Genomic DNA, 11,565 nt, shown 5'->3' with positions numbered 1-11,565 from the left:
GCTCAGCGCCGCCGGGCAATATTTGCCACCGGCAGGCCTGCGTTATTTACCGGTCTTAACCGTCGTCCACGAGCGGGTGATCACGCGGTCAATTTTTGGCGACAGTACGGACTGAGTGAACAGCTTCGCACGGACGTCCGCAGGCGGATAAATGCCCGGGTTGTCGCGCACTTCAGCACTGAGCAACGGCGTCGCCGCTTTGTTGGCGTTGGCGTAATAAACGTGGTTACTGATATTCGCCACCACATCCGGACGCAGCAGGTAGTTCAGGAACTGATACGCCTCTTCGGTATTTTTCGCATCCTTAGGAATGGCAAACATATCGAAGTAAACCATCGCCCCTTCTTTCGGGATGGTGTAGGCGATATTCACGCCATTTTTCGCTTCCTTCGCACGATTTGCCGCCTGCAAAATATCGCCCGACCAGCCGATGGATACGCAAATATCGCCATTGGCCAAATCGTTAATGTATTGAGAAGAGTGGAAATAGCGGATGAAAGGACGCAGCTTCAGCAGCAAATCGTTCGCCGCGCCGCTGTAATCTTTCGGATCTGAGCTGTTCGGATCTTTGCCGAGGTAGTGCAGTACGGCGGCATAGACTTCGCTTGGCGCATCCAGGAACGAAACGCCGCAGCTTTTCAGTTTTTCGAGATTTTCAGGCTTAAAGATCAGGTCCCAGCTGTCTACCGGCGCATCTTTACCAAGGGCCGCTTTTACTTTATCAACGTTATAGCCAATGCCGGTGGTCACCATCATGTACGGAATGCCGTATTTATTATCATGGTCGTTCTGCGCCACCAGCTTGAGCATGTCCGGATCGAGGTTTTTGTAATTCGGCAATTTGCTCTTATCAATCGGCTGGAAAATACCCGCCTGCGCCTGACGCTCAAGGAACTGCGACGAGGGCACCACGAGGTCGTAACCGGTACTGCCCGCCATCAGCTTACCTTCCAGCACTTCGTTGGAGTCAAAGACGTTATAGACGACTTTAATGCCGGTTTCTTTGGTGAAATTCGCCAGCGTGTCCGGGGCAATATAGTCAGACCAGTTATAGACATGCAGCGTTTTTTGTTCAGCAGAGAGCGCACCTGCAGAGACTGCCATCAGCGCACCCGCAACCAGACCCGTTAACCATTTCTTATTTAAGGCGGTCATATCTCTTTCCTTCTCAACGTCCGTTAACAATTGGACCAAAATCCAGGCACAGTGATGCATGCAAAATTCATGCATATTTTGTCAGTCTGCAAAGAAAAGGAGCCAGGTCCTCTCCCGGCAGGAATTGCTCGCGATTGCGTCAGGATTTTTCACGCTACAATACGTTAAACGCAGTGTTTCGCGCGCCATCGCTGAGGTTTCGCAAGAATAACTTTAGCCAGGGTTGTCCGCTATAGCTCGGGTAAAAAAACGCCTTTTATCAATTTTTTATGCAAGATCACTTTATGGCGTAAGCCATCAGGCGCCTTGCAGTGGTGAATAATTCTTTAACAAGCGGTTAAAAACAGAATATTGCGGTGAAGTGCGCAGCCGCGCTGGCGGCGACTGCGTTCAGAATGCGGGACTTTAGTGCAGAAAATGGAATTGCGTTTCTTCGACGGACGGCTCTTCTTCGTCGCCTTTAAACAGCAGCTGATGTGAACCGGCTTCGAGGATCACCATCGAGACCTGCTCTTCGCTCTGGCGGAAGAACCACTCAAACTGCTCGCGGGTGACGCCCACGTTGACCGACAGCGACTGACACACCACCAGCTTCGGCAGGTTATCATCCTGAATATCGAGGAATGCTTTCACCGTCAGCGAACTGGCGTTAATCGCAGAGAGGTCGGAGGCCAGCGGCAGCAGCGCGGATGGCTTCACTTCAGCGAGCGCCGAGAACAGCACGACGTTATCCAGCAGGTCGAGTTTGGCGTCGAAAATGCCCTCAAAATTCTGCATATGCGGCAGGTGCAGCGCCTGACAGGTATCGCACTCATAGAAGCTGATGCCCATTTCGTCGAGCCATTGACGTAGCGTATCCAGACCCGGAACGACGAGTGAATCCATAAACCCTGAAACCTCTTGCAGTGAAAGAAAAGCGTAACCATAGCGGAACCGCGTAACAGGTTACGCAAAAACGCGCTCAGATGCTACGAAACAGGTGAAATCCTGTGCTAGCCACCCGTTTTCAGACAAAAACCAGGCCGGGCGTGGCGCTCTATCCAGGCGATCATTTTTCCGGCGATATCCAGACCGGTGGTTTTTTCGATCCCTTCCAGTCCCGGCGAGGCGTTCACTTCCATCACCAGCGGACCACGGTTCGCGCGCAGAATGTCCACGCCTGCGACGTCCAGGCCCAGCGTCTGCACGGCCTTGATGGCAATCTCACGCTCAAGCGGGGTGATATCCGCAACCGTTGCCACGCCGCCACGATGCAGGTTCGAACGAAAATCACCCGCCTTCGCCCGACGCTCAATAGCCGCCACCACTTCATCGCCGACCACCAGGCAGCGAATATCACAGCCTTTAGCCTCCTGGATATATTCCTGCACCAGAATGTGCGCATTCAGCCCGCGAAAGGCGTCGATCACGCTCTCCGCCGCCTGCCGCGTTTCAGCCAGCACCACGCCAATCCCCTGAGTGCCTTCCACCAGCTTCACCACCAGCGGCGCGCCGCCGACCATATCGATCAGATCGCTGGTGTCGTCCGGTGAATGGGCGATTCCGGTAACGGGCAAATCAATGCCCTGACGGGCCAGCAGCTGCAGCGAGCGTAGCTTATCGCGGGCCTTGGTAATGGCCACGGATTCATTGAGCGGGTAGCTGCCGAGCAGTTCAAACTGGCGCAGCGCGGCGGTGCCGTAAAAAGTGATGGCCGAGCCGATGCGTGGGATCACCGCATCATAGTGCGGAAGCTGGCGGCCTTTGTAATGAATAGAAGATGCCGCCGGGCTGATGTTCATATAGCAGGAAAGCGGGTCGAGAATATCGACCTGATGGCCGCGCTTCGTGGCGGCCTCACGCAGACGCTTACAGGACCAGAGCGTTCCGTCCCGGGACAAAATGGCGATTTTCACCCTGCACCTCACTGTGATGACCTGAATAAAACAGCCACATCATACCCGGAGTGAATTTTATCGGATAGCCCAGCCCTGCTTGTGCAGGTAGTCGAGAATAAACGGTCTGGTCTCTTTGACGATAGTGCGACGAATATGGTCACTCCACGTGTCCGCCCGCGTATTGCTGCCGCGCGAGAGGTAATAATTCGCCATCTCTTCGTCATAGCGTGCCAGCTCGACCTCATCGACCGGATGATACGCATTTTCATGCACGACAATGCTCGCCGGCAGACGCGGCTTCACACCAGGATCGTCCGCAGGCCAGCCGAGGCACAGGCCGAACAGCGGCAGCACGTGCTGCGGGAGCTTCAGAAGATCCGTAACCGCCTCGATGCTGTTGCGGATCCCACCGATATACACCCCACCAAGCCCCAATGACTCCGCGGCAATCATCGCATTCTGGCCCATTAGCGCAGTATCAACGGTGCCAAGCAGGAGCTGCTCAGCACGCCCCAGCTGGGCTTCCGGGCAGATTTGCAGATGGCGGTTGAAGTCCGCACAGAACACCCAGAATTCCGCCGCCTGCGCCACGTGCTGCTGCCCGCCGGTCATTTCCACCAGCTGCTTACGCAGTTGCGGATCGGTGACGCGCACGATTGAACTGCACTGTAAAAAGCTGGAGCTGGCTGCCGCCTGCGCGCTGGCAATAATCGCTTCGCGCTGCGCCTGGGTAATGGGCTCAGCGGTAAAGTGACGAATGGAACGGTGGCTTAACAGCAGATCAATGGTTGGCGTCATCGCGTTTTTCCTGGTCGGACGAAATCGGTTTATCATGGCGCTGCATCAGCTGTGGGGCAACGGTTTGTGCCATCCCGCGAAACAGCGCCACGGCGGCGGGGATCATCAACATGATGCCCGCAAAAATCATGATTATCCCGGCCATCGGACTTGCGAACGGCGCGGGTAAGGTGACGTAGTGGTTGAGTGAAAGCCAGGCCAGCACCAGCAGCACCATGCCGAGGGCTTCCAGGATCAACACGCTTTTGGGCAAAGCGCCGAGTGAACGCATTATCAGTCTCCGGAAAACGAGTATAACGTCGAGGATAGCAACTGTACCTGGCGAAACAAGCTCTGTATCGGGCAAAGCCATCGGAACGAAAGGCAGAATCTTCTTTCCGGAAAGCGGGCACGCAGGCATCATAAGCCCCATTCGCCGATAGGCTCAGTTTCAGGAGAGAAAACAATGTTTACCGTTATTTTTGGTCGTCCAGGTTGCCCTTACTGCGTTCGTGCTAAAGAGCTGGCTGAAAAGCTGACCAACGAGCGTGATGATTTTAACTTCCGTTACATCGATATTCATGCGGAAGGGATCAGCAAGGCAGACCTTGAGCAGACCGTGGGCAAACCGGTTGAGACCGTGCCACAGATTTTCGTTGATCAGAAACACATCGGTGGCTTCACCGATTTCGAAGCCTGGGCGAAAGAGAACCTGGGACTCTACGCTTAAGATACCGCGTGGGCGTTACTCGCGCCCACGCTTTGCGTTCACCAGCCCACTGATAAATAAGAAACAGAGCGCCCCCAGCGCACACCAGAATACCGCACTGAAGATCCACGCCAGCTCCTGCCAGATGGAACGATCGGTAAAAACCCCGACCCGCATCACCACCAGACATACCGGTGCCGCCAGAATGGCGCCCAGCACAGGAAACAGCAGACGCTGCTTGCTTGAGATAAAACTTGCCACTGCCCCAGGGACAGCAAAGAACAGCAGGCCCAGCTCCGGACGTCCCGACACGCGAAAGGCACCTTTCACATTCAGTAACAGAATAAGGCATACCGCAATAAAGAGGATAAAACAGCAGATAACCCCTGCCCAGGCTCGCTCAGATCTCAAAATTCCTCCTGATTATTCTCTATCAAACTCAATGACACCCGGTTGGATAAAGTTTCCGGCAATCCATGCCGTAAAGCACTTACGTAAGCTCAAACGATTGTGACTAGCCGCAGCAATCAGGAACGATTAAACTAGCGGCCTTAATTTGATGGTGAAAGCCGTCGCCCTTTTTATTGAAAACACTCAGGCGGCGCAGGGAAGACATTAGCCCAAATAACCATTCCTTTCAACAACTTACTCGTAAACAAGAAGTTGACTTCCGTGAATATAAACGTCGCAGACTTGTTAAATGGGAATTACATCCTGTTATTATTTGTGGTACTGGCGCTGGGCCTGTGTCTGGGAAAATTGCGCCTTGGATCCATCCAACTGGGTAATTCCATTGGCGTTTTAGTGGTCTCTTTGTTATTAGGTCAGCAGCACTTCAGTATTAACACTGATGCCCTGAACCTGGGCTTTATGCTGTTTATTTTCTGCGTCGGCGTGGAAGCCGGACCCAACTTTTTTTCTATCTTTTTCCGCGACGGTAAAAATTACCTCATGCTGGCGCTGGTCATGGTGGGCACTGCGCTGGTCATGACGCTGGGGCTTGGGAAGCTGTTTGGCTGGGATATCGGCCTGACCGCCGGGATGCTGGCAGGCGCCATGACGTCTACCCCCGTGCTGGTAGGCGCAGGGGACACGCTGCGCCACTCCGGCATGGCGGGGAACGAACTGGCTACCGCGCTCGATCATCTGAGTCTCGGCTACGCCCTCACCTATCTTATTGGCCTGGTGAGCCTGATCCTCGGCGCACGCTATCTGCCAAAACTTCAGCATCAGGATCTGCAAACCAGCGCCCAGCAGATTGCTCGCGAGCGCGGCCTCGACACCGATTCCAATCGCAAAGTCTACCTGCCGGTGATTCGCGCCTACCGTGTTGGCCCGGAACTGGTCGCCTGGGCCGACGGAAAAAACCTGCGCGAACTGGGCATCTATCGCCAGACGGGCTGCTACATCGAACGTATTCGTCGCAACGGCATTCTGGCAAACCCGGACGGCGACGCGGTATTGCAAATGGGTGACGAAATCGCCCTGGTCGGCTACCCCGATGCGCATGCACGCCTTGATCCAAGCTTCCGTAACGGCAAAGAAGTGTTCGACCGCGACCTGCTCGACATGCGCATCGTCACCGAAGAAGTCGTCGTCAAAAACCACAACGTAGTCGGCCGCCGCCTGGCGCAGATGAAGCTCACCGATCACGGCTGCTTCCTGAACCGCGTCATCCGCAGCCAGATTGAAATGCCAATTGACGACAACATCGTGCTGAACAAAGGTGACGTATTGCAGGTCAGTGGCGACGCGCGCCGCGTGAAAACCATCGCCGATCGCATTGGCTTTATCTCCATTCATAGCCAGGTCACCGACCTGCTCGCCTTCTGCGCGTTCTTTATCGTCGGCCTGATGATCGGCATGATCACCTTCCAGTTCAGCTCCTTCAGCTTTGCGGTAGGTAACGCGGCAGGCCTGCTGTTCGCAGGAATCATGCTCGGCTTCCTGCGAGCCAACCACCCGACGTTTGGCTATATCCCGCAGGGCGCGCTGAATATGGTTAAAGAGTTCGGCCTGATGGTATTCATGGCCGGCGTCGGCCTGAGCGCTGGCAGCGGTATTGGCCACGGCCTGGGCGCGATTGGCGGTCAGATGCTGGTTGCTGGCCTGCTGGTCAGCCTTGGCCCGGTCGTTATCTGTTTCCTGTTCGGCGCATACGTGCTGCGGATGAACCGCGCCATGCTGTTTGGCGCAATGATGGGCGCACGCACCTGCGCCCCGGCAATGGAAATTATCAGCGACACCGCCCGCAGCAATATTCCGGCGCTGGGCTACGCAGGCACCTACGCCATCGCTAACGTGTTGTTAACGCTGGCAGGGACGCTGATTATCGTCATCTGGCCTGGCCTGGGATAAATCTGAAGAAAGGCAAACGCGGAAAAAAAACGCCTGACGGGCAGAACTTTTTGATAGCGCGTCAGTCATAACTTATGCCACTGCTTTTCTTTGATGTCCCCATTTTGTGGAGCCCATCAACCCCGCCGGATTCGGTTCAAGGTTGATGGGTTTTTTGTTGCCTGGATTTTGTGACCTTCCTAATCAGCCACTTACGAGCCACCTTTAAGACAGATGGCGACAAAATGGCGGCAGCGATTTCTCCATGGCGGCGGTAGGCACAAAAAAAACCGCCAACGGCCGGTCTTAGTCAGTAAGCAAATTGTCCCTGCCTACCTTTAGAATGAGATGACGCAGCGCTGATTTTTTGCGGGCAGCATACTGAGCGCACAAAAGTCTCATGCGTCATGAAGGTATGCACAGGCAAAAGGCAGAACATAAGCGATTTCGAAATTCCTGTTAGGGCTGAAAAGCACAAATCCTCCCAAAAAAGAGTTCCCACCACGAGCATGACTTACCCACCCGCAGGTCAGACAGGTAGTTTGAGGTTGCCGGTTTTAGCCTGGCACAGTCAGTTAACCGCTACAGTTCACTTCCGTTAAAGTACCAGTACGGATCAGGTTGGTGATCAGGCCCAAGATCTCGGTCAGTTGTGCGTTCATGGGGAAAAAGTGCATTATTATTTGTCCGAAGACATCGTGATACTTTGTGAAGCATCGGGCACATCTCAACTATTCAGGAGCAATGTCATGAATTATCGATTCAATCTTCCGTGGCGATTCTATATTTCACTTTTAGGGGTCATACTCGCCATAACTTATGCCTGGGATCAAGTTGATGATGAATTCTTTAAATTTGTCATCAAATATATAGGCGCAGTTTTCTTTGGGCTTTGTCTTGTAAGCGCACTTATATTGAGAAATGGTCTATCAGAATTACCTAAAAACATTCTCAATGCGATTTGGAACATAGAAACAGCATTTGTTTTTATTTATTTAATATCTTTAACCTATTGCTATTCCATATATGGAGAGGCGCCATCAAAAAACTTCACGACCTGGGCCGAACAGCACCCTGTCTTATTCATAACTCTTACTAACTCTCTTGGTTTTGTTGCATTAGCAAGAGCTGCAACTGCATTTACCGATATTTTTAAAAAATCCATAATGATACTTCATGAAACAACCGCCGATCCAATTGGCGATTGGATAAGAAATCGTAGAAAGACTAACCATTGATATAAAATATCTTGAGCTGTATCAGCCGCCTTTTATAGAGTTTTAACAACATAACCAGTAGTTACGGAATCAACCATAAAGCCAAACCCCAGTTCGTGCAGACTCAGCAAGCATGCGAAGCGTTAGCGGCTCGGGTTCATCGTCTCCCTTGCCACAAGTGAAAAGTGCATACAGAAAGAAGGTTTCAACAGGCCAATAGCGGTAAAAATCAAAGCCGGAAGAGTCAACATCGAACCGTTCGAAATACTCCTTCATGATCTCTGCCCCTGTCTCACTGGCCCAAACGTAGTCACCTGTGCTCAAACTTGTATCAATCGTGACAGGCCAACGTTTTTTAGTGAAAAGGCCTGGCTTATTAAACCGCTCGCAGTACCACGCAATAACGTCATCATCGGTCACCATATCTTGTCGTTCCCTCTGGCAATGGTGTTGTATTTCGTCGTTACCCGATAAGCAATTTGAGCGACATCATTGGCAATAATGATTTCTCCAATGATGGGTATCCACCTGCCGACAAAAGCCCCCAAATTTGTGACATAGGCAAACTTCATTCTTTTAATGCTACCTGTTGTCAGTGTAGGTAATCGCCGTGTTTCGATATTCAGCCAGTGCCGCAACTGCGAACTTAGAGGAGAAGTTCCAGGCGTGGACCGCGCAGGCTTTCCTCTCGTGGGTATATCCGGCTGCCCCAACAAAATCAAAGCGACAGTGAACAAATCTTCTGTTCCGAGTTGTTCGGCAGTTTCATCAAGAAAAATCCAGAACAGCAGTTCGCCAGCTGTCAGGTTGGAAAATCCCCTGTAGAAATATGTTCCGGTAAGTTCTTCCACTGAATCCATCAGCCACCACCTATCCGGTTACACGTTCATTCCAGGCATCAGCAAACTGGATATTCCCATCAACGTAGCGCCATGTGATTTTTGCATAACGAAGCTGAACCTGCTCGCGGTGGCCAACATTAGTTACTATATTGGTGTCATGCATCATCGGAGTGACGGAAACAATCTTCACCCCTTCAAGCAGCATGTTGTAATATTCAACTTCCTGGCCCGCATCGTTGATGCGATACCATTTGAATTCAGCACTCTCCAACGTCTGGCCTGTCGCCACAGCTTTAAATAAATATGGGGATGAGCTATCAAACTCTTTTTCAAAGATGAGTGCGCCATGTACACGCGTACCCGTTAACTTTCCCGTGTTATTGTCTGTCGGAATATACAAATTGTGGCTGAACGAAGATATTTCGATAGAGAATTCACGATCTTGTACATCAACCGAACCCTTGATGATTGCCCCGCCGTCATCTTTCAGCCACAAATAGGATGGAATTGCCATAGATTTATAATCCCTCATGATTTATACGGATGATTTCCAGGCAATTCTAATCTTTTAAAATCGGTTGGTAAATGAGCGATTAATCCTAATGGATTGATATAAAACATCTTTTATATGTGTTGATTTGACAGCATTCATAAAATCTATTGATTCATTGAAGTGGTTTTATCAATGCCAGTGTCATAATCAGGCCATGAAGCCCATGCCACGCCTCAGCTTACTGAACCCTGTGCTCAATATTGCAAAGGCTCATGATCAAGTCACCTTTAAAACCTTCGTGTAAAGGTTTCACGGCATAACAACCTTTCGCTTTTTTTCCTGCGTTCGTAATATTCGGCGTGAAGAGCTTTAGCCAGGTTTCCGGCCAACTTGCACCAGTCTGCATATTACCCATACTTCTGAAAGACGAATACGTGAGGGGAACCGTGATGATACTTCAGGGCAAAATTGCTGTGATCTTTGGAGGCAGCGGCGCAATAGGCCGTTCGGTCGCGCTGGCGATGGCGCGGGAAGGTGCTCGGGTCTGGCTTCTCGCTCGCGAACAGGCTCGACTCGAAAATGCTCTGGCCGAAGTACGCGCAGCAGGATTCGCTGCAAATACCCTCATCGTTGATGTTCTTGATGAACAATCCACGCTTAACCAGACGGCAAAACTGGCCCAACAAACCGGCGGAATTGACATCGTCGTGAATGCTACGGGTTTTATGCACGATCAGGGTAAAGGGATTCTGGAGCTCAGCCTGTCTGAATTCAGGCAAGGATTCGATCCGTTTTTGTCAGCCATGTTCAACATTTCAAAAGCGGTGACGCCACATATGGGTGGCGATCGGGCGGGTGTGATTTTGACTGTTGTCGCACCCGCCGGAGCGATGGTGATGCCAAATCATCTGGGTCATATTGTCGGCTGTGCAGGCACCGAGGCTTTCGTTAAATCGCTCGCCAGTGAGCTTGGGCCAAAGAACATTCGAGTGGTTGGTGTGCGTTCTCATGCCATTGTCGATGCGGTTGCCGCCGGGTCTTATACGGCCGAAATCTTTGCACCAAAGGCGCAGGCGATGGGCATAACCGTTGAGCAGTGGTTAGGTGGCGCGGCGCAAAGCACAATGCTGAAGCGCCTGCCAACACTCTCAGAAGTAGCTGGGGTGATGACTTTCCTGGCATCAGAACGGGCAAATTCCATGACCGCCACCGTCGTTAACGTCACGGCAGGCGCCACCACCAGCGGCTAGATTATTTCAGAATGCCGCTCAGGCCATGTACAGCCATATAAACACCAACCACAGCGATCAGCACGCTGGAAAAGTAAGGTGCACGCCGGGCAGTTTTGTTAAACCCGCTCCAGCCTTTTGCCGCATGGCGAACGCCTATCGCTGCCCCAGCCCCAACAGTCACCAGCGTTAACGCCAGACCAATGCTGAAACTGATAACCATGGTCGCGCCAAGAGCCAGCGCTTTCAACTGGATACAAATCAGCATGACCGTCACCGCTGCCGGGCACGGGATCAGACCTCCCGTCAGCCCAAACAGCAGGATTTGCCCATTGGTAACGTCGCGGTCAGTAAACTGGCGCTGGATTTGATTGGCATGATGGCGCTCATGCGCGTCCTGATATTCCCGTGAACCCTGCTCCAGCCCCGCCAGTTCAGCATGCGTATGATCATGATGGTCGTGGTCGTGGTCGTGGTCGTGGTCGTGGTCGTGGTCGTGGTCGTGATGCTGCTGCGACTGCATTTCCTGCAACCCGTTTTTTTCACCGCGCCAGGTACGCTGGAACATCCAGAACGCGGAGCCCAGAATGATGACCGCGGAAACAAACTGGAGCCAGGGCTCTGCCGACTGAGCGGTAAATTGCTGGCTGATGTACATCCCACCAAACGCGATTATCCAGACAATCGCCGTATGGCTCACCGTCGCCGCCAGCCCCAACATCACGGCCTGACGGACCGTACCCTTAATCGCCACGATAAATGCCGCCATCATGGTCTTGGAGTGGCCGGGTTCGAGCCCATGTAAAGCCCCTAACAAAATAGCGCTCGGAATAAAAAACCAGGCATTGCCCTGCTGGAACAGGGTGGTGAAATCGGTCATAAGGCGTTCTCTCATCCGGTATTGATGCGGCGCATTCTACTCCCCCCCA

General features: G+C 52.4%; 14 protein-coding genes and 1 pseudogene. 4 read left to right on the top strand and 11 right to left on the bottom strand.

Going from position 1 to position 11,565, the window contains the following annotated elements; translation table 11 throughout:
• Positions 1–42 precede the first annotated feature (42 nt).
• The 5 genes from potF to RTU33_RS16900 form a co-directional block, all read right to left on the bottom strand.
• Complete coding sequence (potF, locus tag RTU33_RS16920) at positions 43–1,155, bottom strand: spermidine/putrescine ABC transporter substrate-binding protein PotF (protein WP_312628911.1); 1,113 nt, start codon at positions 1,153–1,155, stop codon at positions 43–45.
• A gap of 405 nt (positions 1,156–1,560) precedes the next feature.
• The gene (locus tag RTU33_RS16915) at positions 1,561–2,040 is read right to left on the bottom strand and encodes a YbjN domain-containing protein (RefSeq protein WP_312628909.1); all 480 of its coding nucleotides are present in this window, start codon (positions 2,038–2,040) and stop codon (positions 1,561–1,563) included.
• Between the two features lie 107 nt (positions 2,041–2,147).
• Positions 2,148–3,050, bottom strand: coding sequence for a 30S ribosomal protein S6--L-glutamate ligase (gene rimK / locus RTU33_RS16910; protein WP_312628907.1), 903 nt, complete (start codon positions 3,048–3,050; stop codon positions 2,148–2,150).
• Positions 3,051–3,107: 57 nt separating this feature from the next.
• Entirely contained in the window at positions 3,108–3,830 is a 723-nt protein-coding gene (gene nfsA / locus RTU33_RS16905; protein ID WP_312628905.1) for an oxygen-insensitive NADPH nitroreductase, read from the bottom strand.
• Positions 3,814–4,101, bottom strand: coding sequence for a DUF1418 family protein (locus tag RTU33_RS16900; RefSeq protein ID WP_312628903.1), 288 nt, complete (start codon positions 4,099–4,101; stop codon positions 3,814–3,816). The genes nfsA and RTU33_RS16900 overlap by 17 nt, the downstream gene beginning before the upstream one ends.
• A 174-nt stretch (positions 4,102–4,275) precedes the next feature.
• Between RTU33_RS16900 and RTU33_RS16895 the strand changes: the two genes are divergently transcribed.
• A complete protein-coding gene (locus RTU33_RS16895) occupies positions 4,276–4,539 on the top strand; it encodes a GrxA family glutaredoxin (protein ID WP_312628901.1) in 264 nt (87 codons plus the stop codon).
• Between the two features lie 15 nt (positions 4,540–4,554).
• On the opposite strand, the gene RTU33_RS16890 is transcribed toward RTU33_RS16895, so the two are convergent.
• Complete coding sequence (locus RTU33_RS16890) at positions 4,555–4,929, bottom strand: inner membrane protein YbjM (protein WP_312628900.1); 375 nt, start codon at positions 4,927–4,929, stop codon at positions 4,555–4,557.
• A 261-nt stretch (positions 4,930–5,190) separates the two neighbouring features.
• On the opposite strand from RTU33_RS16890, the gene RTU33_RS16885 reads away from it, so the two are divergent.
• Positions 5,191–6,876, top strand: a complete 1,686-nt coding sequence (locus RTU33_RS16885) for an aspartate:alanine antiporter (RefSeq protein WP_312628899.1) — start codon at positions 5,191–5,193, stop codon at positions 6,874–6,876.
• 566 nt (positions 6,877–7,442) lie between these two features.
• On the opposite strand, the pseudogene RTU33_RS21895 reads toward RTU33_RS16885, so the two are convergent.
• Positions 7,443–7,517, bottom strand: a pseudogene (locus RTU33_RS21895) (phage baseplate assembly protein V); the annotation flags it as partial.
• Between the two features lie 87 nt (positions 7,518–7,604).
• On the opposite strand from RTU33_RS21895, the gene RTU33_RS16880 reads away from it, so the two are divergent.
• On the top strand, positions 7,605–8,093 hold the full coding sequence (locus RTU33_RS16880) for a hypothetical protein (RefSeq protein WP_312628898.1): 489 nt from the start codon (positions 7,605–7,607) through the stop codon (positions 8,091–8,093).
• A 69-nt stretch (positions 8,094–8,162) separates the two neighbouring features.
• Here RTU33_RS16880 and RTU33_RS16875 read toward each other — a convergent pair whose 3' ends face one another.
• The 3 genes from RTU33_RS16875 to RTU33_RS16865 are packed head-to-tail and all read right to left on the bottom strand — an operon-like array spanning position 8,163 to position 9,428.
• A complete protein-coding gene (locus RTU33_RS16875; protein WP_312628897.1) occupies positions 8,163–8,495 on the bottom strand; it encodes a DUF1493 family protein in 333 nt (110 codons plus the stop codon).
• The gene (locus RTU33_RS16870) at positions 8,489–8,932 is read right to left on the bottom strand and encodes an STM2901 family protein (RefSeq protein ID WP_312628896.1); all 444 of its coding nucleotides are present in this window, start codon (positions 8,930–8,932) and stop codon (positions 8,489–8,491) included. Before RTU33_RS16870 ends, RTU33_RS16875 begins: the two co-directional genes overlap by 7 nt.
• Before the next feature lie 10 nt (positions 8,933–8,942).
• On the bottom strand, positions 8,943–9,428 hold the full coding sequence (locus RTU33_RS16865) for an Hcp family type VI secretion system effector (RefSeq protein WP_312628894.1): 486 nt from the start codon (positions 9,426–9,428) through the stop codon (positions 8,943–8,945).
• 428 nt (positions 9,429–9,856) lie between these two features.
• Between RTU33_RS16865 and RTU33_RS16860 the strand changes: the two genes are divergently transcribed.
• Positions 9,857–10,657: an SDR family oxidoreductase gene (locus tag RTU33_RS16860; protein WP_312628962.1), complete on the top strand. Its 801-nt coding sequence runs from the start codon at positions 9,857–9,859 to the stop codon at positions 10,655–10,657.
• A 1-nt stretch (position 10,658) separates the two neighbouring features.
• Here RTU33_RS16860 and RTU33_RS16855 read toward each other — a convergent pair whose 3' ends face one another.
• Positions 10,659–11,516, bottom strand: a complete 858-nt coding sequence (locus RTU33_RS16855) for a nickel/cobalt efflux protein RcnA (protein ID WP_312628893.1) — start codon at positions 11,514–11,516, stop codon at positions 10,659–10,661.
• Positions 11,517–11,565: the final 49 nt, after the last annotated feature.

This window comes from Scandinavium sp. (assembly GCF_032012665.1).
Taxonomy (GTDB): domain Bacteria; phylum Pseudomonadota; class Gammaproteobacteria; order Enterobacterales; family Enterobacteriaceae; genus Scandinavium.
The sequence above is the reverse complement of the archived record's forward strand: the minus strand, read 5'-3'. Positions and strand labels throughout refer to the sequence as shown.

What these genes read in the sequence shown, in the direction of transcription:
- potF (WP_312628911.1), bottom strand. Translation starts at nt 1,155, where the DNA reads ATGACCGCCTTAAATAAGAAATGGTTAACGGGTCTGGTTGCGGGTGCG.
- RTU33_RS16915 (WP_312628909.1), bottom strand. Translation starts at nt 2,040, where the DNA reads ATGGATTCACTCGTCGTTCCGGGTCTGGATACGCTACGTCAATGGCTC.
- nfsA (WP_312628905.1), bottom strand. Translation starts at nt 3,830, where the DNA reads ATGACGCCAACCATTGATCTGCTGTTAAGCCACCGTTCCATTCGTCAC.
- RTU33_RS16900 (WP_312628903.1), bottom strand. Translation starts at nt 4,101, where the DNA reads ATGCGTTCACTCGGCGCTTTGCCCAAAAGCGTGTTGATCCTGGAAGCC.
- RTU33_RS16895 (WP_312628901.1), top strand. Translation starts at nt 4,276, where the DNA reads ATGTTTACCGTTATTTTTGGTCGTCCAGGTTGCCCTTACTGCGTTCGT.
- RTU33_RS16880 (WP_312628898.1), top strand. Translation starts at nt 7,605, where the DNA reads ATGAATTATCGATTCAATCTTCCGTGGCGATTCTATATTTCACTTTTA.
- RTU33_RS16875 (WP_312628897.1), bottom strand. Translation starts at nt 8,495, where the DNA reads ATGGTGACCGATGATGACGTTATTGCGTGGTACTGCGAGCGGTTTAAT.
- RTU33_RS16870 (WP_312628896.1), bottom strand. Translation starts at nt 8,932, where the DNA reads ATGGATTCAGTGGAAGAACTTACCGGAACATATTTCTACAGGGGATTT.
- RTU33_RS16865 (WP_312628894.1), bottom strand. Translation starts at nt 9,428, where the DNA reads ATGGCAATTCCATCCTATTTGTGGCTGAAAGATGACGGCGGGGCAATC.
- RTU33_RS16860 (WP_312628962.1), top strand. Translation starts at nt 9,857, where the DNA reads ATGATACTTCAGGGCAAAATTGCTGTGATCTTTGGAGGCAGCGGCGCA.
- RTU33_RS16855 (WP_312628893.1), bottom strand. Translation starts at nt 11,516, where the DNA reads ATGACCGATTTCACCACCCTGTTCCAGCAGGGCAATGCCTGGTTTTTT.